Origin of the sequence: Actinomyces sp. HPA0247 (assembly GCA_000411415.1) — a bacterium.
Classification (GTDB): Bacteria; Actinomycetota; Actinomycetes; order Actinomycetales; family Actinomycetaceae; genus Pauljensenia.
Window position 1 is genome coordinate 1140487 of sequence record KE150450.1, and the last position, 23881, is coordinate 1164367.

A 23881-nucleotide genomic window follows, 5' to 3' on the forward strand; every position below is an offset into this window, starting at 1 on the left:
ACCGGACACGATGATGCAAGGGAAGCGCACGGACACCCCCACGATGGTCTCGCCCCGCAGGGCGAAGGCCGGTCCTTCGCAACCCCTGAAAGCCCTCGCCTCGGCGGTCACGCCGATCGGCTGGGCGGTCATCATCTTCATCATTGCGGGCCTGGCAATCGCGGTCACGCTCGAATGGGTCGAGGCCCTCGCCTGCGCGCTCGCGGGCGCCGTCGCGCTGGCGCTGGCCGCCCTGCGCGTGGCGTGGCGGCCCCCGCACCTCGTGTCGATCCGCGTGCCGAACGAGCGCATCGTCGCCGGTCAGACGGCCGTCGGCGAGATCTCGGTGCGTAACGAGCGCTCTCGGTCCGTGCGTTCGGGCATCATCGAACTGCCGATCGGCTCGGGTACCGGCGAATTCGTCGTGCCCCCGCTGGGCGCCCACGAGACCTGGGACGAGATGTTCCTGATCTCCTCGCGTCACCGCGGCCTCATCAGCATCGGCCCCGCCCGAGCCGTGCGTTCGGACGCGCTGGGCCTGCTGCGCCGCGTGCGCATGTGGGACGAGCCGATCCTCCTGCACGTGCACCCTCGCACCGTGCGCGTGCCCTTCGACGCGACCGGCTTCCAGCTGGACGTCGAGGGCGTGTCCACCGGTAAGCTCTCCAGCTCCGACGTGTCCTTCCACGCCCTGCGCGATTACGAGCCGGGCGACGACCGTCGCGCCGTGCACTGGCAGTCGACCGCGCGCATGGGCAAGCTCATCGTGCGCCAGTACGAGGAGACGCACCGCTCCCACCACGTCATCGTCCTAGACACGTCGCGCGACGCGTGGGACTACGAGTCCTTCGAGACCGCAGTGTCGGTCGCGGGCTCGCTGGGCCTGGCGAACCTGCGCGAGTCGCGCCCCGTCTCGCTGACGACGACGGAGACCTGGCTGCCGTCCGGGCACGCCATGCGGATGCTGGACGCGCTGTCCGAGGTCTCGGCGCGCTCCTTCGGGGATCTTCCCCTGCGTGTGCGCGAGGCCGTGGCCCAGCGCCCCGGTGTTTCCGCGCTGACGCTCATCGTCGGCCCGCAGGTGAGCGATAGCGACGCGGCGCACCTGGCCCGCTTGGCGCCCATCGACGTGCCCGTCTCCATCATCCGTATCGGTGCCGAGAACGAGCGCGCCCGCCGCGACCTCGGCCGAGGTGTCCTGCTGGATTGCTCCACGCTGGATGACCTGCCGCGCATCATCGTTGCCGGAGGCCTGGCATGAGCAGCAACGTCAACACTAAGCCGCGCGCTCAGCGCATCGAGTCGCAGGCCCAGCCCGAGGCCAACGAGACGCACGTCCGTGCGGTGGGAGAGATCCCTGATGCGACCGAGAAGCGTGATCGCGGCGCGGGCGAGCAGCCGTCGGAGGCCCCCAAGCCCAAGACGACGCGCAACCGCCTGCTGACGATCACGCAGCGTTTCGCGACCTACCGCACGCGCCTGCCGATCTGGTCGCTCCTGATCCTCGCGCTGCTCTTCGTCGGCCCCGTCGCCGCCTTCGAGCCCGTCTTCGGCGGGGGAGTGGGCGCAATCGCCGCGGGCGCGGGCGTCATCTGCGGCCTCGCACTGTCCGCCGCCTCGACGCGCTGGCGCTGGGACGGCGTCACGAGCGTGCTCAGCGTGGTGGTCACCTACTTCCTGCTCGGAAGTGCGGCCGCGCTGCGCTCCGAGGCGCTCTTCGGTGTCCTGCCGACCGGCAAGACACTGCAGGTCATGGTCCTGGGCTCCTTCCGCGCGTGGAAGGACCTCCTGACGCTGACCGCCCCCGTGTCGGTCTACTCCGGCCCCGCCCTCGTGCCGTGGATGAGCGGCCTGGTCCTGGCATTCCTCGCCGGTATCATCACCGCGCGCTTTGGCCGTGCGGTCCTGGGCTCCATCCCCCTCGTCCTCATGGGCGTCATCTCCGTTTTCTTCGGACTGTCGCACCACACGCTGCCCCTGTGGGCGGTGCTGACCTGGTGGGCGCTCCTGGCAGCCTGGTGGGCGGCAGCCGCGCAGTATCAGCGCATCACCCTGGGCCAGGACGTCCTCGTGGGCCGATCGAGCGCACCCGGCGCGGACAACACCCTCGGGCGTCAGTCCCGCTCGACCGTCTACGTGTGGACCCGCGCGATGGGCGCGTTCGCGGTGCTCGCGATCTCTGTCGGTATCGCGCTGCCCGCAGCGTCCTACTTGGGGTCCTCGGGGACGCGCATCGTCGGCCGTGACCTCGTCCAGCCGCCCCTGGACATTCAGGCCTATCCCTCGCCGATGGCCTCGTTCCGCCACTACACGACGGATCTGAAGGACCAGACCCTCCTGACCGTGTCCGATCTGCCCGAGAACCAGCGCGTGCGCATCGCCGCGATGGACGTCTACGACGGCACGACCTTCGGCATGACGAACAAGCGCGACGACGAGCACACCGGCTACATTCCGGTCGAGACGACGATCCCAGGGCGCCCCGAGGGCACCTCCATCGCGACGGTGGAGACCACCGGCATGTCCGGTCCGTGGGTGCCCGTCCTGGGTGAGCCCTCGCAGATCACCTTCACGGGCGCGTCCGCGACCGCTCAGAAGGAAGGACTGTTCGTCGACACGTGGTCGAATGCCGCGCTGACGACTGGCCCCGCGGGGACGATGAGCTACTCCGTGACGACCACCTTCATGGCTCCCGTGCGCGACGAGGACGTGGCAACCCTGGCGGTCGCGCCCTTCACGATGGCGGATACCAACGTTCCCGAGGCCGTCGCGACGAAGGCAGCCGACATCACGCAGAACGCGTCCACCGCGCTGGCGGCCGCGCGCGCGATTGAGCACTACCTGTCAACGAACGGCTTCTATCTCAACGAGAACACGCAGTTCTCGCGCCCCGGCGTGCGCGCAGACCGCCTCGAGCGCATGCTCTCCGACGACAACAACCTCATCGGTGACGACCAGCAGTACACCGCGCTGATGGCGCTGATGCTGCACCAGCTGGGCATTAACGCGCGCGTGGTCATGGGTGCCTACCCGGAGGGCGGCTCCCAGGGAGGTGCTGCGACGCTGCGTGGTTCCGACATTCGCGCGTGGGTCGAGGTCGAGTTCGCGGGTGGTCACTGGGTCGTCTTCGATCCGACGCCGCCGCGTGACCACACGCCGCAGACGCAGGTTCCCAAGCCTCGGTCCGTGCCGCGCCCGCAGGTCCTGCAGCCGCCGGAGCCCCCGGAGGCTCCCGCCGAGCTGCCGCCGACGACGCGCGACCAGAACGCTGATCCGATGGCTCCTCCGGCCGACCCGTTCCCGTGGGGTGTCGTCGCCGGCATCGCGGGTGGCTTCCTGCTCGTGTTGCTCCCGCCGCTGCTCGTCCTGCTCTACAAGGCGGGCCGCCGGAGGCGTCGCCGCCGCGCTGCGGCCGCCCAGGCGCTCGTTGGCTCGTGGGATGAGGTCGTCGACCTCGCCGCGGACTCGGGCCTGCGTATCGACGTGGGACGCACCAGGCAGGAGACCGCCTGGTCGCTGGCCTCGCAGTGGGACCTCGGCGAGGATCCGGGTGATCCCTTCACCCTGGTTACGGGTGAGGTGCGCCACGGTGACGACGGGTCGACGGACTCCGTGGAAATTGACGAGGCCGAGGCCGGCAAGGGTCGCTACGTGATCGACGGCTGGAGCCGCTTCGGTGACGACGTGCCTGCCCCCGTCGTGATCGCGCGCTACGCGGACGTCGCGAACTTCGCATCCAACGGCGCCTCCCGTGACCGCGCGCGCGACGCGTGGGAGCAGGTGGGTGCCCTGCGCGCCCAGGTGAGCAAGCGCGCCGGATTCTTCGCGCGTATTCGCCGCGCGCTGTCACTGCGCAGCCTGCGCATGCGCCGTAAGCTGCGCCTGAGCGCGTCCATCGCGCGCACGATGAACGAGGAGGAGGATCGTTGACGCCCCCGGTTGCGGGCCTGAAAGGCCCTGATATTCCCGGCTTCCGATGGGTGCGCCCGCTCGGTCAGGGCGGCTTCGCCGACGTCTTCCTCTACCGTCAAGAGCTGCCGAGCCGCGACGTGGCCATCAAGGTCGTGCGCACGCTGGGCGATGAGCGCGGCACGAAGGAACTACACCGCGAGGCCGACGCGATGACGCTGCTCGCCGGGCACCCCTCGGTCGTCGAGCTGCACGGCGTGGGGACGACAAGCGACGGTCGCGCGTACCTGATCATGGAGTATTGCCCGGTGGCTGACCTGCTCACGCAGGTGCGTGCCCGCCCGATGCCGCTCGATAAGGCCCTCGACACCATGATCAAGATCAGTGGCGGCGTGGAGATGTTCCACCGCCAGGGCTACGTGCATCGTGACATTAAGCCGTCGAACATTATGCTGGACTCCTACGGGAAGCCGGTGCTCGCGGACTTCGGCGTGGCCTCGAAGGTGGGCCAGCTGGAGGTTGGCGCCTTCGACGGCTTCTCGGTGCTGTGGGCGCCCCCGGAGCAGCAGGACGTGAACTCTCCGGCCTCGCCCCTGCAGGACGTGTGGGCGCTGGCTGCGACGACGTGGACCTTCGTGACGGGGCGCAGCCCCTTCGAGGATCCGATCGGCGACAACTCGGCGGCGTCGATCGCGAACCGCGTGCAGCGCGGACGCATGCGTGGCCTCGGGCGTGCGGATGCTCCGGCGGAGCTGGAGCGCGTGCTGCGTGCCGCGATGACGATCGACCCGGCCGAGCGCACGCCTTCGGCGATGGAATTCGGCCAGGGCCTGCAACGCGTCCAGAAGGAACTGGGTCTGCCGCGCACCGAGATGGAGATCAAGGAGAAGCGTTCCAAGGCATCGGCTACCGCCGCGGGCGACCAGAAGACGCGCCTGCGCGGCGCTCCCGTCATCGATCCGGATAAGACGCGCCTGCGTTCGAACTCGTACTCCTTCGAGGGCGGGGCCGGCTCGGGTGGCGTCGAGGCGGTTGCGGACTCGTGGAAGATCGAACGATCTGCGGATGCGGACGAGGTGTCGGCTCGTCGCGTCGTCGAGGATCCCTCGGCGGCCAAAAAGGGGATGTCCCCGGTCGCTGGCGTGCTCCTCGCGCTGCTGGCTGCGGTCATCGCGGCCGGCCTTATCGTGGGAATGTTGCGCGGCCAGGGTTCTTTTACGCGCATTTCTCCCGCACCCGAGACGACGAGCGCTTCCTCGGCTCCCGGTGACGCGTTGGGCGCGGCTCCCCCGCAGGTGTCGGGCTTGGTCGGGCAGTACTCCGACGGAATGGTGACCTGGACGTGGACCGCCCCCGACGGCCCCGCACCGCAGGACATCCTGTACGCCTACGAGGGTTCGGGAGCTGCCGGCACGTCGCGCGGTCGCGTGGAGTCGACGAGCGTGACGGTCGACGGTGCGAGCGGGCAGAATTGCATCGAGATCACGACCGTGTCACGCTCGTCCGGTCGCATGTCCGACCCGGTGCAGGCCTGCGTGGAGGCCCCGTGACGCACAACGATCAATCGGTTTGCTTTTTTCGTCCGCTCTCTGCTCTTGTCGGACGAGACCCTGGTCACGCCGGGTGTAAAATGGTCAGTATCGCGCGCAGTCCCTCGCGCTCAACGCAGCTAAAGGATGAAGGCTCATGTCTCTAGAGGAACACGCGGAACGGCCCGCAGTTCGATGGGGCGCCTCGACCGATATTGGTCCGGTCCGCTCCGAGAACGAGGACTCCTGGCTGGCGGTTCCCCCGGTCTTCGCCGTCGCCGATGGGATGGGTGGCCACCTGGGTGGGGCCCAGGCCTCGTCGAAGGCCGTTATTACCCTGCAGGAGTTTCTGAGCTCGGACCGCCTCGGGAATCGCCCCGTTGACCTGGTGGATCTGTCCGTCGCGATCGACGCGGCAGCCAACGCGGTTGCGTCGCTGGCGCCCGCCGACAATCCGATGAGCGCTCCCGGCACCACGCTGTCGGGGCTCATGGTGCTGCGCACCGCCGAGGGGCCCTACTGGCTCTCCTTTAACGTGGGTGACTCGCGCGCCTATGTCGTGGGCGGCGGGGGCATCCGACAGCTCACGCACGATCACTCGGCGCTGCAGGAGGCGCGCGACCTCGCGGCCACCTCCGGGGCGCCCCGTGTGATCCCTCCCGCGAATGTTGTGACGAAGGCCCTGGGCGCCGGACAGACCGGAAGTGTGAAAGCCGACTACACAATCATGCCGCTGGAAGAAGGCGATCGGGCCGTCATCTGTACAGATGGGGTGCACGGCGTCCTGAGCGATTCGCAGATTCATGCGGTTGTCGCAGCCGGCGACGGTCCGCAGGGGACGGCCGACAGACTCGTGCGCGCCTCGTTGGAGACGGGAACACGGGACAATACGACCGCCGTTGTAGTTTACGCAGGAACCAAATCACGAGTAACATTGACATCGAATGTCATGAATCGGATGATTCAACCAGTACGTCCGGCGTCGATTGAGACCGCTCGCCGGGTCCCTCGTAGAGAAGGCAGTAACTGATGCTTCAGATTGGACGCTTCCTGTGCCGCGGGCAGGGCGCGATGCTCGTCACGGGTCCCCTCGGCGCGGCGCTGGTTCCGCTCGACTTCGCGGACTCCGCGGCCGACGTCGTGTGGGGACGCGCCGACACCCAGGCGTGGCTGTCCCACGTCCAGGCTGAGAAGGGCGACGCCCTCCTGCTGGACTGCGCCGGCGAGCAGCCCTACCTGACGGTCCTCGGCAACATTCAGCTGCGCATGCGCGCCGCCGGCCAGATCACCGAGCAGGTCTGGACCGACCCGATCTGGGCGTGGCCCTTCAACCCCGGCGAGTGGCAGACCTTCGAGGCCACCATCATTGACGGCGACGAGGTCACGTGGATGGTGCCCGCCGCCGACCGCGTCGAGGCTGGCGAGATCCGCATCGGTCGCGCGCTCGACGAGGTCGAGGCCCTCGCCTCGATGCCCGTCGACACGATGGGCTTCCTCATCAACCCCGACATTCCGGACCACGAGCGCCGCGCGCGTCGCGACGCCCGCGAGGAGCTGCCGGAACCCTCCACGCGCACGTCGTCCGTGGACCTGGCCGCCGTCGAGGCCCAGTTCCTCGCCGCGACCAGCAACGGCCCGGTCTCGCTGAGCTCGGCCTCGCGTACCCCCGACGCCGAGGAGGTTCCCGAGGCCACCGCCGAGCACGTCGAGGAGCCCCCCGAGGAGGCGCCCGCGAAGGAAGCCGAGCAGCCCTCCGGTGAGCTCTACGTCGTCGCCGACGCCGAGGAGCCGCCGGTCGACACGGCCGAGTCCGCCGAGCGCCAGGGCGGTTTCGGCGAGTCTGGCACCCCGGCCTCGTCCGAGGTTGTTGCTGAGCCTCCCGTCGCTGAGCCTCCCGCCATCCCCGAGGCTATGAGCGCCGAGGGCCTGGCTGGCCTGGGCGCCGAGACCGACACCGAGGCGACCATCCTGCGCCTCGCCCCCGCGAACTCCGGCCCCGCTGCCCCCGTCGCCTTCCTGATTCACGGCGGCACCGTGCCCGTCGAGGTCTCGCGCGACGTCGTCATCGGTCGCGACCCCGATGCTCGCGCGCTGACCGGCCGCCCCGTGGCCACGGTCCTGCGCGTGCCCAGCCCCGAGACCGAGATTTCCCGTTCGCACTGCGCCGTCATGATGACGACGCCCGGCTCCTGGGCCCTCATGGACCTGGGCAGCGCGAACGGCACCGTCCTGCGTCACGCCGACGGCTCGTTCCAGGACGTCACCCCCATGGTGACGATCGCCCTGAACGACGGCGACCTCATCGATGTGGGTGAGGGAACCACGATCGAGTTCCGCGTGCGCTGACATCGCTTATCGATGCTGGTGGGGTGGGCCTGGTGGCCTGCCCCACCAGCATTTTTCTGTGTTTTCCGCGGGGGAGCGGGGGGCGAGTGGCTGCCCCGGCCTCGTCTGTGTTGCGGATATGTCAGAACAATCATACGGCGGGGCGTCTCGAAGTGACCTAGGTCCCTTGAAGCGTGTATCCTTACCCCTGGTAGCGGCCCATCGATGGGCCGGACATCGCAAACACGGAAGTTGAGGACCACGATGGTCAAGTATGTATACGACTTCTCCGAGGGCGACAAGTCCATGAAGGACCTGCTCGGAGGAAAGGGAGCCAACCTTGCCGAAATGACGAAGCTCGGCCTGCCCGTTCCCCCCGGCTTCACGATCACCACCGAGGCATGCCGCGCATACCTCAAGGACTCCACGGTTCCCGAGTCGTTGGCCACCGAGGTTACCCGCGCTCTGCGCGGCGTCGAAGACAAGATGGGTCGCCGCCTGGGCGATCCCTCCGACCCGCTCCTCGTCTCCGTGCGAAGCGGCGCCAAGTTCTCCATGCCCGGCATGATGGAAACCGTCCTGAACATCGGCCTGAACGATGAGTCGGTCCTCGGCCTCGCGGCCGTTAGCGGTAACGAGCGCTTCGCATGGGACTCCTACCGCCGCCTCATCCAGATGTTCGGCAAGACCGTCCTCGACATCGACGGCGACCTCTTCTCCGACGCCCTCGACGCCCTCAAGGCCGAGCGCGGCGTGAAGGGCGACACCGAGCTGACCGCCGAGGACCTCAAGGGCCTCGTCGAAACCTTCAAGGGCATCGTCAAGGAACAGACCGGCAACGACTTCCCGCAGGACCCCCGCACCCAGATGGACATGGGCATCGAAGCCGTGTTCCGCTCCTGGAACACCGAGCGCGCCCGCATCTACCGCCGCCGCGAGCGCATCCCCCACGACCTGGGCACCGCCGTCAACATCTGCACCATGGTGTTCGGCAACATGGGTGAAAACTCCGGCACCGGCGTGTGCTTCACCCGCGACCCCTCCTCCGGCCACTCCGGCGTCTACGGCGACTACCTGGAGAACGCGCAGGGCGAGGACGTCGTCGCCGGCATCCGCAACACGCTGGCCCTGTCCGACCTCGAGCGCATCAACAAGCCCGTCTACGACGAACTGCGCGCCATCATGCGCAAGCTCGAGACCCACTACCGCGACATGTGCGACATCGAGTTCACGATCGAGCGCGGCAAGCTGTGGATGCTCCAGACCCGCGTCGGCAAGCGCACCGCCGCCGCCGCGTTCCGTATCGCCACCCAGCTCCTCGGCGAAAAGCTCATCACCCGCGACGAGGCCCTGGGCCGCGTCACCGGCGACCAGCTCACCCAGCTGATGTTCCCCCAGTTCGACGCGAAGGCCGACAAGGACCTCATCGCTCGCGGCATGGCTGCCTCCCCGGGCGCCGCCGTCGGCAAGATCGCCTTCAACAACGCCCAGGCCATCGAAGCCGCCGAAAAGGGCGTCAAGACCGTCCTCGTGCGCCGCGAGACCAACCCCGACGACCTGCCCGGCATGGTCGCCGCCGAGGGTGTCCTCACCGCGCGCGGCGGTAAGACCTCGCACGCCGCCGTCGTCGCCCGCGGCATGGGCAAGACCTGCGTGTGTGGCGCCGAGTCCCTCGTCATCGACGAGGCTGCCGGCACCGTCACCATCGGTGACCTCGTCCTGACTGCCGACGACACCATCGCCATCGACGGCCAGACCGGTGAAATCTTCCGCGGCGAGGTCCCCGTGACCGACTCGCCCGTCACCACCTACCTCGCCGAAGGCCTCGAGGCCGGCCTCGCAGCCGCCGGCGAAGACGAGGGCACCCGCGAGCTCGTCGAAGCCGTCGACAAGCTCCTGTCCCACGCCGACAAGGTCCGCCGCCTGCGCGTGCGCGCCAACGCCGACACCCCCCTCGACTCCAAGCGCGCCATCGAGTTCGGTGCCGAGGGCATCGGCCTGTGCCGCACCGAGCACATGTTCCTGGGTGAGCGCCGCCCGCTCGTCGAGCGCGCCATCCTCTCCGCCCCCGAGTCCGACGAGCGCCAGGCGGCCTTCAACGAGCTCGAGAAGCTGCAGAAGCAGGACTTCCTCGAGATGCTCGAGGTCATGGACGGCAAGTCGATGACCGTGCGCCTCATCGACCCGCCGCTCCACGAGTTCATGCCCGCCCTCATCGAGCTGGAGACCAAGGTCGCCGTCGGCAAGGCCACCGGCACCCTCGACCCCGCCGACGAGGCCATGCTCGTCGAGGTTCGCCGCATGCACGAGCAGAACCCCATGCTCGGCCTGCGCGGCGTGCGCCTGGGTATCTACCTGCCCGGCCTGTTCGCCCTGCAGATGCGTGCCCTGTGCGAGGCAGCCGCCGAACTCGTGGGCCGCGGCCTCGACCCGCGCCCCGAGATCATGGTTCCGCTCGTCGGCTCCGTGCGTGAGCTCCAGCTCGTGCGCGAAGAGGCCGAAGGCATCATCGCCTCCGTCGCCTCCTCCCGCGGCGTCGACCTGTCCGGCGTCTCCATCGGCGCCATGATCGAGCTGCCCCGCGCCGCCATGACGGCCGAGGACCTCGCCGAGGAAGCCGACTTCTTCTCCTTCGGCACCAACGACCTGACGCAGACCGTGTGGGGCTTCTCGCGCGACGACGTCGAAGGCGTGTTCTTCCCGCAGTACATCGAGGCCGGCATCTTCGGTGTCTCCCCCTTCGAGTCCATCGACGTCCACGGCGTGGGCACCCTGGTCTCCGAAGGCGTGCGCCGCGCCCGCTCCACCAAGCCGAACATCAAGCTCGGCGTGTGTGGCGAGCACGGTGGTGACCCGCAGTCGATCCACTTCTTCCACAACGTGGGCCTGGACTACGTGTCCTGCTCCCCGTTCCGCGTCCCCGTCGCCCGCCTTGAGGCTGGCCGCGCCGCGGTCGAGGACCACGTGGACATGACCGCCTGATCGCTGGCGCTATTCCGCGCGGTGCCGTCTTTCTGAGCGGCGCTGACTGAGTGGCGAGGCCGTGGCCGGGAAACCGGTCGCGGCCTCGCTACGTTGTTGGTGCCGGTGGTGTTGTGGCCCCACGGGTGTTCCGGGCGCCCTGCCGGGCTGGGTTGCCCTGTGTGTCCTGCCGGGCCGGGTTGCCCTGTGTGCCCTGCCGGGCCGGGCTGCTTGATGTGCCCGTGGGCGGCGGCCCGTCCGCACAGTAATTCCGCATGCAATTCCCCGGAGTGTATTTCAAGTATTGAAATCTAATCGTTGATATTCTGCGGTTTTTGAGCGTGCATCGATTGGTGTCCTGGGGGAATTGCATGCGAAATTTGTCTGGCGGTGGTCTTGCCGTCACCTGCGGGTGCCGCGGCCAGGCCCGTGTCTCGCAGCTTCCGCGTTTGTTCTTGTGACTGGGTGTGCTGCACCCGATCCGTAGGCAGTGCACCCCTTCTGATCGGGTGTCGCGCCTCATAACGGGTGTAGCGGCCCACGCCATAGCAATTTCGCACGTAATTCCCCTGTGGCTTGTTCAAACATTGAATTTATATCGTTGGAATTGCAACGTTTTTGGGCGGTCTCGAAAAATGACCGTGGGAAATTATGTGCGACTTTTGCTGGGGTGGTTATCGCCGTCACTCTCGACCCTCTACTGGCGACCCTCTACCGGTCGCGGGCGCTGTGGTCATGCCCGCCGCGACGGAGCAATTTCGCATGCAATTCCCCTGAGTGTATTTCAAATGTTGAAATCTGATCGTTGATATTCTGCGGCTTTTGAGCGTGCATCGATTCGTGTCGTGGGGGAATTGCATGCGAAATTTGTCTGGCGGTGGCCCCGCCAACCCGTGCTGGCCCTACCAACCGGCCGAAGCCCGCACCGTGGCCTGGCCCTCCGTGCCACCGGCGTTCTCCGGACCGGGGCCGGTGGGGGTTTTCGCTACACGAAGCCTTCTTGCGGCGTGTCGCCGGCGTGTCGAACCCTCGTGTAGTGCAATTCCCCCCGATTGGCGGCGGGGCAGCCATATCCGGCGTGCGTACAGCAGCGCCCCGCCCGAGGCCGGGCGGGGCGTCACGACATCCATCAATCAGACGTTCTGCAAAGCTCCCTGCATGGCGAACATGAGGATCACCATGATCGAGTTGTTCAGTGCGTGGAACAGCCACGAGTAGGCCACGTTCTTCCCGGACTTCACGTACACGAGCGTCAGGACTATCGAGAGCGGCAGGTATGAGAAGAAGTCCTGCCACTGGTGAGAGTGCATGTACGCAAACAGGGCAGCAGAAATCGTTGCGACGAGCCAGGTGGGCGCGTAGGCACTGAGCTTGCCGATGAGAATGTGGCGGTAGAAGATTTCCTCCACCACCGGCACGCCAACGGTCACGAAGAAGGAGAACGCCAGGCCAAGGGCCCCGTCATGCAGGGCGTTGATAACCTGCTGCTGGTTTTCGGCAACTGGCGGGTTGCCTCCGTAGAGCGCGAAACGGACGGAGGCCTGAACGATGACGACCAGGAACCATAGGCCGAAGAGGAACGCGATCTTGCGCACGGGGCGCGTGCGCAGGTAGGTGAAAGCGGGGAAGAACTCGCGCCCGAAGAATGCGAGCACCATGATCAGCAAGATGGTGTCGAGCCCGATGTTGATGGCGGTCAGGCTCCACGATGCGGGGAAGATCCATGTCGGCACTCCCACCAGGAAGAACACAGCGTAGGGGATCCCGAAGATCGCGATGCGCACCCACTCGGCGCGGGTCGGGCGCTTCGGGGACGAGGCCGGGGCCGCCTCGCTCTCCACGGCTGCGTCGGGCAGGGGGAGGGGAGTGGCGGTCGCGGGGCCCTGCGGGCTTGCGTCGGCCACGGGGGATGCTGGCGTCGCGCTCGCGGGGGTGGCCTGTGGGTCGGTTGTCATGGGTGGCTTCCTCTTCCTGTTGAAAATTAGACCGCCCGAATATTTTGCCAGATCTTGACCTGTAGGGGTGCGTGTCTGGTTGAACTGTGAGGCACGAGTAATCCCAGGTATTGCGCCATTTTTATGGCATCGCGTCAGCAAGCGACAATCCTGGGCCCTTAGTCCCCTGATGGGGATAAGACTCCGCGCTAAACACCGTCACAGCATGATCACAATTTAGGACGACCTAAACGGACTACTTTCCACCTGGGCGAGATGTGGCTACGCTCAACGCTTAGGAATTCCATCATCCCGGCGTTACCTAAACGTCGGATCGTCAGGAGGCAAGTGGTGGCAGTGCTTCGCGCTCACGCACTCAGTATTCGCGCTCACGCACTCAGTGTTGGTCAGCGACTCAGTCGCGTTCTCATCGTGGCCGTGATGGCGGCCCTCGCCGTGGCGATGTTCGCTTCGCCCTCGCGCGCCGCTGATCAGACGTGGAGCGATGTGTCGACTACGATCAATGGCCTGATCGACGAAGGCGTGTCCACCTTCAAGGCGGGCGACGCTAAGGGCGGCAAGGACAAAGTCAACGACGCCTACTACAAGCACTACGAGATCACCGGCATGGAGAAGCAGGTCATGGCCCGTATCTCCGGCTCGCGCGTCTCGCAGGTGGAGATGGAGTTTTCCCTCCTCAAGAAGGCCATGAGTGACGCCGACAGTGCGGGCGTCGACAGCCACGCCACGACCCTCAAGCAGTACATGGTCGAAGACGGCGCGTCCCTAGACGGCGTGGCCCCCGGGTCGGCAGCCCAGGCCTCGTCGGATGATTACAGCCCCGGCGCGTGGGGTGAGGTCGCCAAGACGATCAACGGCATCCTTCAGGATGGCGCCAATGCCTACAAGGGCGGCGACGCCAAGGCCGGTAAGGACAAGGTCAACGAGGCCTACTACAAGCACTACGAGATCACCGGCATGGAGAAGCAGGTCATGAGCCGTATCTCCGGCTCGCGCGTCTCGCAGGTGGAGATGGAGTTCTCGCTCCTGAAGAAGGCCATGACCGATAATGACTCGGCCGCGGTCGACCAGCACCTCTCGACGCTGACGAACTACATCCGCGAGGACGCCAACACCCTTGACGGCTACACCGGTAAGGCCGCCGACAAGACCGCCGACAGCTCGGGCACCTCCCCGTGGATCGCCCAGTTCCTGCCCTCCCTCCTCGTGATTCTGCGCGAGGGCATGGAGGCGATCCTCGTCGTCGCCGCCGTCCTGGCCTACCTGGCCAAGGCCGGCCACAAGAACAAGGCCCCGATCGTGTGGGGCGGCGTGGCACTCGCCTTCGGCCTGTCCATCGGCCTGGCCTTCCTCTTCAGCTACGTCACCTCCCTGGCGGGCGCGAACCAGGAACTCCTCGAGGGCTTCGCCGCGCTCTTCGCGGTCGTCATGCTGATCTGGGTCTCCAACTGGATGATCAACAAGTCCTCCAACAAGGCCTGGGACGAGTACATCAAGAAGCAGACGGACGCCTCGCTGAGCAGCGGCTCCCTGCTGGGCCTCGCCTTCATCTCCTTCCTCGCGGTCCTGCGCGAGGGCGCCGAGACGATCCTCTTCTACGTCCCGATCGTCGCCGCCGCGGGCGACAAGGTCCACTACGTGTGGATCGGCCTGGCGGTCGGCCTCGTGGCCCTCGTCATCATCTACCTGCTCATCCAGTTCGCGGCGGTGCGCATCCCGCTGCGCCCCTTCTTCACCATTACCTCGCTGCTGATGGCCTTCATGGCCTTCACGTTCACGGGTTCTGGTATCGGGGAACTCCAGGAGGCGGACGTCGTGTCCCTGACGCCCATCTCCGGATTCCCCACCATTGACCTCTTGGGGATCTACCCCCGAGTGGAGAACCTGGCCGCGCAAGCCATCGTTCTCGCCATCATCGTCGGTCTCTACTTCTTCGGAAAAGCTCGCCTCGCCCGCGAGGCCGCCGCCCAGTCGCGGGCCGAGGAATGACATCAGTCGAGCGACACCGACATTCCATCCAACCAACACGCACAGGAGATCATCACATGAAGCGTTCTCTGTTCCGCGTCGGCGCGGCCCTGGCCACGCTGGCCCTCGCAGGCACCCTGGCTGCCTGCTCCAACAACTCTTCCTCGTCCTCCAGCGAGAAGCCCGCGGGGCCGGCCTCGGCCTCGTCCTCGGCCTCGGCTGACTCGGGTGCTGCTGCCCCCGGCGAGGACGCTGGCTTCGAAGAGCAGCCCCTCGGTGACGACGTTCACGTCGGCCCGCTCGTCGTGGGTGGCGTCTACTTCCAGCCCGTCGAGATGGAGCCCGCCGTGGGCACCCCGGCCGCCGAGTCCTCGATGCACATTGAGGCCGACATCTCCGCCGCCGCCGACAACAAGCTCGGCTTCGGTGCTGGCGACTTCATCCCCGGCCTGACCGTCGACTACACGATCAAGGACAAGTCCGGCACGACCGTCCAGGAGGGCACGCTCATGCCGATGAACGCCTCCGACGGCCCGCACTACGGCCTGAACCTGCCCAAGCTCGACGCTGGCACCTACGACGTGACCTTCTCGATCAAGCCTCCCACGGGCTGGCTGCTGCACACCGACAAGACCACGGGTGTTGAGGGCCGCTTCTGGACCGAGCCGCTCGTCGCCGAGTTCCCGGATTGGCAGTGGGATCCCACGGCCGTTTCCTGGTGATCGATGCTCACGCTTCGCGGGGCCGAGGCAGTGGTTTCTTTCTGGGACTGCTGGCCTCGGCCCTCGCCCCGTGCGGGGACTAGACTTGACGCCGGAGTCACCTGGCTTCGGTGAACCTTTATTTCGGGAGGAAAGCCAATGCTTCAGCAGATGAGCGAAGCAACCCTAACGTTGCTGTTGACGATGCTCGCCGTCGGCGCCGTTATCCGCTTTATGCCCGCCGCCGGGCACGGCCGTCGCGGCAAGAAGGCGCGGTCGGTGGCGGTGTGGGCCGGTATCGGCCTGGGCATGATCTCATCCTTGGTCCTGACGGTGATCAACGTCGAGGCCCCCAAGGCCGTGAACCGTCAGACCGTCGGCCTGTTCACGCTCCCCGCGGCTGTCATTCTCGCGCTGCTCTTCCTCGCGCTGGTCGCGGCGCGTTCGCGCCGCGTGCGCGCGCTCCTGCCCGGCGACGGTGACGACGAGGCCCGGGCGGCCTCGTCGATGGAGGCCGTGGTTGCCGGCGATACCCTCGTGCGCATCGTTGGTGCCCTCTACATTGCGGCCGTCCTGTTCCGCGCCGTCCCCACCGCCATGAACCAGGCCGTCATGATGCTCTCGGGCGGCGTTGAAATCTACTCCAGCCAGGTTGTCCTCGCGATCCTCGGGTACACGCTGGCGTGGCTGCTCGTCAGCTTCGTCGCCTGGGTGTCCTACCGCCTGTGCGCGTGGAATAACCGCGTGTGGCCGGCGGCCTTCATCATGGTTGCCCTGCTGGCCAACCACTCCCTGATGATCGTGCGCATCCTCAAGGCCAAGCGCTGGATCTCGATCCCCAAGGGCGCGTGGAACACCATCTCCTGGTTCATTAACCACGAGGCCGTCTTCACGCTCGCCGCGGGCCTGGCCCTGTGCGCCGTCGTGGTGCTCACGTGGCTGGCCTCGCGCTCCATCCCGACCGTGGGAGCCAACCTCGCCGAGGGGCGCTTGGGCCGCGCACGCTCGCGCCTCTACAAGTCCATGGCGGGCACCGCCGCCCTCGGTTACCTGTGCGGCGCGCTGCTCATCACCGTCGGCGTCGCCTACGGCAGCCAGGAGGTCGAGCTGTCCGCGCCCGAGTCGTTCAGCGTCGTCGACGACCAGGTGAGCGTCAACCTCGCCGACATTTCCGACGGCCACCTGCACCGCTACGAGTACACGACCTCGGGCGGCGTGAAGGTGCGCTTCATCGTCATCCAGAAGTCCGGCTCCTCCTTCGGCGTGGGCCTGGACGCGTGCGATATCTGCGGCCCCACCGGCTACTACGAGAAGGACGGCAAGGTCATCTGCAAGCTGTGTGAAGTGGCGATGAACATCGCGACCATCGGCTTTAAGGGCGGCTGCAACCCGATCCCCATCGACTACAAGGTCTCCAACGGCACGCTGACCGTGCCGATCTCGGCTCTCGAGGCCTCGGCCTCCATCTTCGCGAAGTAAGGGGATCGCGTGTTCTTCCGAATGCTGCGCGGCGCCCTCACGAGGCGCGGTAATCGCCACCTGATGATCGCCCTGACTGTGGCGCTGGGCGCCTGCGTCGCCACGTCCATGCTCTCCGTCATGTTCAACGTGGGCGACAAGGTCAATCAGGAACTCAAGTCCTACGGCGCCAACATCGTCGTGCGCCCCCAGGGTGCAGCCGTCCTCGACGACCTGTACTCCACGGGCGAGACCACCGAGTCCCGTTCCTACCTGCGCGAGGACGAGCTCGGCAACATCAAGACGATCTTCTGGACCTACAACATCCTCGACTTCGCGCCTCTGCTGAGCGTGTCCGCCACGGACGCGAGCGGCGAGCACGTGCCCACGACCGGCACCTGGTTCAGCCACCACCTCGAGCTGGCCACCGGTGAGAGCGTCGAAACCGGCCTCGACAAGCTGCGCGGCTGGTGGGGCATCGAAGGCTCGTGGCCCGCGGACGACGACGAGAACGGCGCCCTCGTCGGCACCACCTACGCGGCCGCCCACGGCCTCGGCGTCGGCGACACCTTCACGCTCACCCGCGAGGGCATCACGCGCGAGTTCACGGTGCGCGGCATCCTCACCAGCGGCGACGACGCCGACCGCGGCGTGTACATCCAGCTGGCGCAAGCCCAGGAGCTCCTCGAGCGCGAGAACGTCGTCGGCAGCGTCGAGGTCTCCGCCCTGACCACGCCCGACAACGACCTGGCGCGCAAGGCCGCGAAAAACCCGAACTCGCTGAGCGTGTCCGAGAAGGAAACCTGGTACTGCACCGCCTACGTCTCCTCGATCGCCTACCAGATCGAGGAAGTCATGACGGACTCCGTGGCACGCCCGGTCCGCCAGGTCGCCGAGTCCGAAGGCACGATCCTCGAGAAGACCCAGCTGCTTATGGTCCTCGTGACCGTCCTGGCGCTCATCGCCTCGGCCCTGGCCATCGCGAACCTGGTCACCGCGGGCGTCATGGAGCGCTCCAGCGAAATCGGCCTCATGAAGGCCGTGGGCGCGAAAGATAAACAGATCATCTCGCTGTTCCTGACGGAGACGATCATCGTCGGCCTGGCCGGCGGGGTCCTCGGCTACGGCGGAGGCATCGTGCTCGCCCAGGCGATCGGCTACATGGTGTTCCATTCCTCGATCGCGTTCGTGCCCGTCGTCGTCGGCCTCGTCGCCGTCCTCGTGATCCTCGTCGTCCTGGGAGCCTCCATCCCGGCGATCCGCTACCTGCTGCGCCTCAACGCGGCTGAAGTCCTGCACGGAAGGTGATGCCCATGTCCAGACGAGCAATGTTCTGGCGGATGGTTATCTCCTCCATCCTGCGCCGACGCTCCCGCGTCCTCATCGCGATCCTCGCCGTCGCCATCGGAGCGACCACGCTGTCCGGCCTCGTGACGATCGCGGTCGACGTGCCCGCGCAGATGGCCCGAGAGATCCGCTCCTACGGCGCCAACCTCGTCGTCACCCCCGCCGGGGACGTGCCCATGACCGACGAGGCCGTGGCCGCCGTGACCGCCCAGGTGCCCGCGAGCGCTCTGGTCGGATCCGCGTCGTTTGACTACGAGACGGTCACGATTAACGACCAGCCGTACGTCGCTGGCGGCGCGGACCTGAATGCGGTGCACGCCATGAACCCGTATTGGTACGTGGACGGGGAGTGGCCCGCTGCGGCGGGTCAGATCCTCGTCGGTGAGCAGATCGCCTCGACGATCGACGTGAAGGCCGGTGACACGATCACGGTGAGCCAGCTGGACGCGAGCGCCTCGTCGAAGGCCGCCGCGCAGTCGGGGGCGCAGGCCTCGGCCCTCAAGGTCGATCCGCGTACCGTCACCCTGACCGTGTCCGGCATCCTCAAGACCGGCGGCAACGAAGATGGCTACGTGTACATGACCAGCCAGGACATGAGTGCCCTGACCGGGCAGTCCGACGCCGTGTCGCTCGCCGAGTACTCCATCGCCCTGGAAGGCGACCAACTCAGCGCCATCGCGGACGCGATGAACGCCGCGAACCCCGATATCCACGCCCAGACCGTGCGTCGCCTCGCCCAGTCCGACACGGGCGTGCTGGCGATGCTGCGCTCCCTGCTCATCGTCATCACCGTCATCGTGCTCGCGCTGACCATGATCGGCGTGTCCACCACGATGATCGCCGTCGTCACCGAGCGCCGCAACGAGATCGGCCTGCGCAAGGCCCTGGGCGCGACCGGGCGCTCCATCACCCGCGAGTTCATGGGTGAGGGCGTCATGCTCGGGTTCATCGGAGGCGTCCTGGGGGCCGGGGCTGGCTACGGCCTCGCCGTCCTCATCTCCACCTCCGTGTTCCACCGATCGATCTCGCTGCACCCCGTGATCCTCCTCGGCACGGTCGCCTGCTCGATCCTTATCGCCGTCCTCGCCTGTCTCCCGCCCGTGCGCCGCGCACTGGCCGTCGACCCCGCGCTCGTCCTGCGCGGAGAATGAGAGTCACCATGACCACCTCCACCGCCACCCAGGCCTCATCGGCCACCACGGACGCGCTGCTCACCCTCGACGGCGTTTCCAAGATCTACGGCGACCTGCACGCGCTCGACAACGTCTCCCTCGAGATCCCGCGCGGCCAGTGGGTCTCCATCGTCGGCCCTTCCGGTTCCGGCAAGACGACCCTCATGAACATCGTCGGCGCCATGGACACCGCGACCAAGGGCACCGTCATGCTCGATGGGCACGACATCTCCGATCTGACTGCCGACGAGCTCACCGAGGTGCGCTGCCGCACGATTGGCCTCGTGTTCCAGCAGTTCCACCTCATCGGCCACCTCACGGCCCTCGAGAACATCATGGTCGCGCAGTACTACCACTCGATGCCCGACGAGAAGGAAGCCCTCGAGGCCCTCGACCGCGTGGGCCTCGCCGACCGCGCCACCCACCTGCCGCGCCAGCTCTCCGGCGGCGAGCAGCAGCGCGTGTGTGTGGCCCGCGCCCTCATCAACTACCCCAAGCTCGTCCTCGCCGACGAGCCCACGGGCAACCTGGATGAAACCAACGAGGAAATCGTCCTCGACCTGTTCAACCAGCTCCACAAGGAGGGCACGACCCTCATGGTCGTCACCCACGATGCGCTCGTCGCCGAGCAGGGCCAGCGCGAGATCCGACTCGACCACGGCAAGGTCGTGAAGGAAACGTGGCACGACCACGACTTCGAAGAACGCTCCTCTGGGCTGTCCGTTCCGCGCGACGGCGACGCCCGCAGCGGAAAGGACAAAGTGCGATGACCACGCCTACCACCCGATCTGGCTGGGTCGCCCCGGCCTCGTACGCGGTCCTCGGAGCCCTCGGCGCGACGATCCTGGCCGCGTGCGCGCCCTCCACCGGCCTCGACATGAGCAAGCCCATGAGTGATGGTACGTGGACCGCCCAGTCCAACGCCGACGACCAGGGCTCCATCGGCACCATCACCATCACCGTCGAGGGCGGGCGCATCACCTCCACGTCCTACGAGACGACGCTCGCCGACGGCACCGACAAGGGCGCCAACTACGGCAAGAATTCCGCGGGCGAAGTCTTCAACGAGGACTACTACAAGAAGGCCCAGGCCGCCGTCGCCTCCTACCAGGAGTACTCCGACAACCTCACCAAGGTCGGCGACCCCGCCAAGGTCGACGTCATCACCGGCGCCACCGTCGCCCACCAGCAGTTCGTGCAGGCCGCCATCCGAGCCATCGCCGCCGCGCAGGGCGTCTCTCCCGACGGTGCCGACGACATCAACATCCCCGGCCTCAACGACTCCACCAAGGACGGCGACGTCGACGGCTCCGACAGCTGAGCCCGTGGCCGGGCCGCCCGGTGACGCACGCGCTGGGGACGCTGGGGACGCTGCGCCCACGTGGCGTTCCTCGTTTCCCGCGATGGGCACCCGCGTCGACATCATCGGCTGGGGCGGGAACGGCATGGCGATCGTCAACGCCATCGTCGAGGTCGTGGCGCGCCACGAGGACCTGTGGAGCGTTTTCCGGGTTTCTTCCGAGGTGTCGCGGCTGAATGCTGTTGTTGCGTCGGCTGGGGGCAATGAGGGTGTTTCCCGCGACGCAGCTGATTCCGCGGAGGCCAGCCCCGGCCTCGTCGTGAGTGAGGACACCGACCGGCTGCTGCGTGATGCGCTGGCGCTCGCGGAGGCGACCGGGGGAGCGTTCAACCCAATGATCGGGCCGCTTGTTGCCGCATGGGACGTCAAGGCGATGCGGGCGGCGTACGTCGCGGGCAGACCCGTGCCTCCCGCGCCGTCTGGTTGTGTTGTGGAGGCGGCGTTGCGTGCGTCGTCCTGGGGGCTGTTGTCGCGCGTCGGCGAGCGGCGCTGGGCGGTGGGTGTTCCCGCCGAGTCCGTCGGTGGTGCGGAGGTGCCCAGCCCGCGCCTCGACCTGGGTGGCATCGCGAAGGGATACACCGCTGATGCGTGCCGCGACCTGGCGGTGTCCATGGGAGCGCGCGGCGTATTGGTGTCAGTGGGGACGTCGTCGGTGTCTGTGAGTGGTACTCGCACCGACGGTTCGCCGTGGCGCGCAGGCCTGCGTGACCCTCACGGCGCGCCCACGGCGATTGCTGGCGTGGTGGAGTTGCCCGTGGGCGGCATGGCGTCCCTGTCGACGTCCGGCGACAACCTGGGGCCGCTGGGGGATACTCGTGCTGTTTGTGCCGGGCCTGTGGCGGGGCGTGTGGCGGATCCCGCGGTTGGGCCTGTGTCGGGGAGTGCGGCCGGGCCTGCGGCGGAGCCTGCGGCCGGGCGTGTGTTGGTGCGGGCGGCCGATCTGCGCGCGCGTGAAACATTGCGTGAAACATCCGCGCGTGGCAAGGAATCCCAGCTTGGTTTTGGCTGTGCATCGTTGAGCAGCGATGAAGGTGGCTCCAAACCCTCGAACGCTCATATGCCCGTCCTCGCTCATGCGGCTGCCGACTCCGATGTTCCTAGCCAGGCCGCGCGCCTGCTGGACCACCACATCATCGACCCGCGTACGGGTTACCCCGCGCGTTCGGGCGTGCGGCAGGTCAGCGTCGTGGCCTCGTCGGGTGTGCTGGCGGAGGCTCTGTCCACCGCGCTCCTCGTCGATCCGTCCATCGATGTTTCGGACGTCGCGGCCCGCTGGGCCCGCGCGACGGGCGCCCCGGCCTCGGCGAAGGTTGTAGGCTTGGTGCGTGCAGGGTAGGGGTGAGGTCCAGGCGTGATGTGACGCTGCCGAGACTCGCAATTGAATGCTCGAACGGCGTGTTCGTTCCCTGTTGCTCCGTTGATGGCTGCCATGCGGTGGAAGCTATGAGCGCTGGTGTCAACCGTGTGTTGTCCGATGCCCCTGTGATCGTTCACCCGTCACGGAAGTACTGAGGCACCTGTGATGACCGTCAGCTGGGCGGTGTGAGGCGCGGGATCGTTGTTGAAGTCGGCCTCGAGAATTGCCGACGTGCTTCAGGAGTACCGCCGCGTTATCACCGTTGCGCGTGGACTGGTGTGCAGGGGATGAGCCACTGGCGCTGCACCCGTTATGTCGCGCTGCACCCGTTACGTCGCGCTGCACCTGAACAGAAGGGGTGTAATGCCTACGGTTCAGGTGCACTGCCCCTCATAACAAGTGAAAGTGTGGTCGGTGTGTGCAGAGGTGACTGTGCCGTACAGAGGGCTGGGCTGCCGCGCACAGAGGGTTGGACTACCTCGCACTCTATCCACAGCCCCTTGTTCGTGTCCCTGGTTATCCACAGGGGTTGATTGTCTTGATGATCTCAACTCGTGGGGCTGCGAGAATCCACATATGAGCAGCCACCAATTGACGGTCATTCGTTCCTCGGCAGCGTGTCGCATGGCCCATGAGGAAAAAGAATCGGGCGCTTTCTTGCACGTGATGCGAGGGTGCTACGTTCGAGTCGACGACACGCGTCTTCTTGACACTCCGTGGCGCACGTGGATAACAGTGGCGCGAGCTCGTCTGCTTGCCATTCACGCGTTGGGGAGCGGGGATCGAGTATTCGTTGGTGCGAGTTCGCTTGCTTCTCGAGGTATTCCTCTGTGGGAGGCGAATCCGGACGTATACGTCTGGGCTCGTACTCGGCGTGGGAGTAAGCCTCTCCGCGCAGTTCGCGCAGCAGGGATCCTCGTACCCGGGGTTTCGGTGCGATGGTCTGTTGTTTCACCTCTTGACAGAGAGCTGCAGACTGTTGGTGGCGTCCTGGCTGAAGGTCTCATTGATGCGGCGGTGCGAATGGCTTGTTGGTCTGAGCCCTTGAGCGCATTTGTAGGGATCTGTATGGTGCTGAATAGGCAGTCGTCCTTTGACCTCTTTTCGCAGGAAGAGTGTCGTGATCGGGCACGTGAGATTCGGTCAGAGATGCTCGTCAGGCTCACGGAGTGGCGCGAACATAACGACAACATACCGGCGCGCCGAGCAGAAGCCCTCATTCGAGCCGCTGACCCGGGTTGCGAGAACCCTGCCGAGGCTGCATTGCTGTGGGTCCTCAAGTCGGTGAGTGCCTTCGAGGTCGTGACCCAGTTCGAGATCATCGTCAACGGGCGCCGCTACTTTGCGGACATCGCGATTCCGGGACTCATGATCATCTTCGAGTTCGATGGGATTGGAAAGCTTGGAAAGAACGAAGCTGACTTTGCTCGGGCGAAGCGTGAATGGATCCAGCGAGAAAATGATCTGCGTGGTGCTGGCTGGACCATCTATCGATTCTCGTGGCCAGATTATGAGGATCTGGCGCAACTGAGAGCCTGGGTGACTGAGTTGTTAGCGCCGTACCAAGCATCGATCCCCGCATCGGCACAGCGCTTGTGGGCGGTTCCAACGCAGGCCTGCGACGGCCCGAATCGGCGGTTTCACGTGGGTACATCCCGACGGTGGTCGTAAGGGTCATGAACATGATCGGAGGCGCTGCACCTGTTACGTGGCGCTACACCCGTTACGTGGCGCTGCACCCGAACAGAAGGGGTGTAATGCCTACGGATCGGGTGTAGCGCATGCTTTAACAAGTAGATTCGCGACCTGACCGCGCGCGTCGTCAAGATATGCATAGCCACGATCTGTCAGCGGTGGAGG

At 66.6% G+C, this 23881-nt stretch carries 16 protein-coding genes; 15 read left to right on the forward strand and 1 reads right to left on the reverse strand.

All coding sequences use genetic code 11. The features are described from left to right. Positions 1–13: 13 nt before the first annotated feature. From HMPREF1478_RS04600 to ppdK, 6 genes are all read left to right on the forward strand, one after another. The gene (locus tag HMPREF1478_RS04600; RefSeq protein ID WP_016460920.1) at positions 14–1240 is read left to right on the forward strand and encodes a DUF58 domain-containing protein; all 1227 of its coding nucleotides are present in this window, start codon (positions 14–16) and stop codon (positions 1238–1240) included. After that, positions 1237–3909 (forward strand): transglutaminase-like domain-containing protein, encoded by a 2673-nt coding sequence (locus HMPREF1478_RS04605; protein WP_016460921.1) that lies wholly within the window; start codon positions 1237–1239, stop codon positions 3907–3909. The genes HMPREF1478_RS04600 and HMPREF1478_RS04605 overlap by 4 nt, the downstream gene beginning before the upstream one ends. Beyond that, positions 3906–5438 carry a serine/threonine-protein kinase gene (locus HMPREF1478_RS04610; protein WP_016460922.1) on the forward strand — a complete coding sequence of 511 codons (1533 nt, stop codon included), beginning with the start codon at positions 3906–3908 and terminating at the stop codon, positions 5436–5438. Before HMPREF1478_RS04605 ends, HMPREF1478_RS04610 begins: the two co-directional genes overlap by 4 nt. 136 nt (positions 5439–5574) lie before the next feature. Then, on the forward strand, positions 5575–6447 hold the full coding sequence (locus HMPREF1478_RS04615) for a PP2C family protein-serine/threonine phosphatase (protein ID WP_016460923.1): 873 nt from the start codon (positions 5575–5577) through the stop codon (positions 6445–6447). After that, positions 6447–7763 (forward strand): FHA domain-containing protein, encoded by a 1317-nt coding sequence (locus tag HMPREF1478_RS04620; RefSeq protein ID WP_016460924.1) that lies wholly within the window; start codon positions 6447–6449, stop codon positions 7761–7763. Before HMPREF1478_RS04615 ends, HMPREF1478_RS04620 begins: the two co-directional genes overlap by 1 nt. Positions 7764–8006: 243 nt before the next feature. Then, positions 8007–10724: a pyruvate, phosphate dikinase gene (gene ppdK / locus HMPREF1478_RS04625; RefSeq protein ID WP_016460925.1), complete on the forward strand. Its 2718-nt coding sequence runs from the start codon at positions 8007–8009 to the stop codon at positions 10722–10724. Between the two features lie 1112 nt (positions 10725–11836). Here the strand turns inward: ppdK and HMPREF1478_RS04630 are convergent. Further along, a complete protein-coding gene (locus tag HMPREF1478_RS04630; protein WP_016460926.1) occupies positions 11837–12658 on the reverse strand; it encodes a type II CAAX endopeptidase family protein in 822 nt (273 codons plus the stop codon). 330 nt (positions 12659–12988) lie between these two features. On the opposite strand from HMPREF1478_RS04630, the gene HMPREF1478_RS04635 reads away from it, so the two are divergent. The 9 genes from HMPREF1478_RS04635 (at position 12989) to HMPREF1478_RS04675 (ending at position 23692) form a co-directional block, all read left to right on the forward strand. Continuing rightward, positions 12989–14647, forward strand: a complete 1659-nt coding sequence (locus HMPREF1478_RS04635) for an FTR1 family iron permease (protein WP_016460927.1) — start codon at positions 12989–12991, stop codon at positions 14645–14647. Positions 14648–14703: 56 nt separating this feature from the next. Next, on the forward strand, positions 14704–15348 hold the full coding sequence (locus tag HMPREF1478_RS04640) for an iron transporter (protein ID WP_016460928.1): 645 nt from the start codon (positions 14704–14706) through the stop codon (positions 15346–15348). Positions 15349–15486: 138 nt separating this feature from the next. After that, positions 15487–16806: a DUF2318 domain-containing protein gene (locus tag HMPREF1478_RS04645; RefSeq protein ID WP_016460929.1), complete on the forward strand. Its 1320-nt coding sequence runs from the start codon at positions 15487–15489 to the stop codon at positions 16804–16806. A gap of 21 nt (positions 16807–16827) precedes the next feature. After that, positions 16828–18093 (forward strand): ABC transporter permease, encoded by a 1266-nt coding sequence (locus HMPREF1478_RS04650; RefSeq protein WP_034475122.1) that lies wholly within the window; start codon positions 16828–16830, stop codon positions 18091–18093. A 5-nt stretch (positions 18094–18098) separates the two neighbouring features. Further along, the gene (locus HMPREF1478_RS04655; RefSeq protein ID WP_016460931.1) at positions 18099–19283 is read left to right on the forward strand and encodes an ABC transporter permease; all 1185 of its coding nucleotides are present in this window, start codon (positions 18099–18101) and stop codon (positions 19281–19283) included. An 8-nt stretch (positions 19284–19291) separates the two neighbouring features. Continuing rightward, entirely contained in the window at positions 19292–20074 is a 783-nt protein-coding gene (locus HMPREF1478_RS04660) for an ABC transporter ATP-binding protein (protein WP_016460932.1), read from the forward strand. Further along, positions 20071–20625, forward strand: a complete 555-nt coding sequence (locus HMPREF1478_RS04665; RefSeq protein WP_016460933.1) for an FMN-binding protein — start codon at positions 20071–20073, stop codon at positions 20623–20625. Before HMPREF1478_RS04660 ends, HMPREF1478_RS04665 begins: the two co-directional genes overlap by 4 nt. Positions 20626–20707: 82 nt before the next feature. Beyond that, positions 20708–22000: an FAD:protein FMN transferase gene (locus HMPREF1478_RS10090; RefSeq protein ID WP_016460934.1), complete on the forward strand. Its 1293-nt coding sequence runs from the start codon at positions 20708–20710 to the stop codon at positions 21998–22000. Between the two features lie 1089 nt (positions 22001–23089). Next, positions 23090–23692 (forward strand): putative endonuclease domain-containing protein, encoded by a 603-nt coding sequence (locus HMPREF1478_RS04675; protein ID WP_016460935.1) that lies wholly within the window; start codon positions 23090–23092, stop codon positions 23690–23692. Positions 23693–23881: the final 189 nt, after the last annotated feature.

What these genes read in the sequence shown, in the direction of transcription:
- HMPREF1478_RS04600 (WP_016460920.1), top strand. Translation starts at nt 14, where the DNA reads ATGCAAGGGAAGCGCACGGACACCCCCACGATGGTCTCGCCCCGCAGG.
- HMPREF1478_RS04605 (WP_016460921.1), top strand. Translation starts at nt 1,237, where the DNA reads ATGAGCAGCAACGTCAACACTAAGCCGCGCGCTCAGCGCATCGAGTCG.
- HMPREF1478_RS04615 (WP_016460923.1), top strand. Translation starts at nt 5,575, where the DNA reads ATGTCTCTAGAGGAACACGCGGAACGGCCCGCAGTTCGATGGGGCGCC.
- HMPREF1478_RS04620 (WP_016460924.1), top strand. Translation starts at nt 6,447, where the DNA reads ATGCTTCAGATTGGACGCTTCCTGTGCCGCGGGCAGGGCGCGATGCTC.
- ppdK (WP_016460925.1), top strand. Translation starts at nt 8,007, where the DNA reads ATGGTCAAGTATGTATACGACTTCTCCGAGGGCGACAAGTCCATGAAG.
- HMPREF1478_RS04630 (WP_016460926.1), bottom strand. Translation starts at nt 12,658, where the DNA reads ATGACAACCGACCCACAGGCCACCCCCGCGAGCGCGACGCCAGCATCC.
- HMPREF1478_RS04640 (WP_016460928.1), top strand. Translation starts at nt 14,704, where the DNA reads ATGAAGCGTTCTCTGTTCCGCGTCGGCGCGGCCCTGGCCACGCTGGCC.
- HMPREF1478_RS04645 (WP_016460929.1), top strand. Translation starts at nt 15,487, where the DNA reads ATGCTTCAGCAGATGAGCGAAGCAACCCTAACGTTGCTGTTGACGATG.
- HMPREF1478_RS04650 (WP_034475122.1), top strand. Translation starts at nt 16,828, where the DNA reads ATGCTGCGCGGCGCCCTCACGAGGCGCGGTAATCGCCACCTGATGATC.
- HMPREF1478_RS04655 (WP_016460931.1), top strand. Translation starts at nt 18,099, where the DNA reads ATGTCCAGACGAGCAATGTTCTGGCGGATGGTTATCTCCTCCATCCTG.
- HMPREF1478_RS04660 (WP_016460932.1), top strand. Translation starts at nt 19,292, where the DNA reads ATGACCACCTCCACCGCCACCCAGGCCTCATCGGCCACCACGGACGCG.
- HMPREF1478_RS04665 (WP_016460933.1), top strand. Translation starts at nt 20,071, where the DNA reads ATGACCACGCCTACCACCCGATCTGGCTGGGTCGCCCCGGCCTCGTAC.
- HMPREF1478_RS10090 (WP_016460934.1), top strand. Translation starts at nt 20,708, where the DNA reads ATGGGCACCCGCGTCGACATCATCGGCTGGGGCGGGAACGGCATGGCG.
- HMPREF1478_RS04675 (WP_016460935.1), top strand. Translation starts at nt 23,090, where the DNA reads ATGGTGCTGAATAGGCAGTCGTCCTTTGACCTCTTTTCGCAGGAAGAG.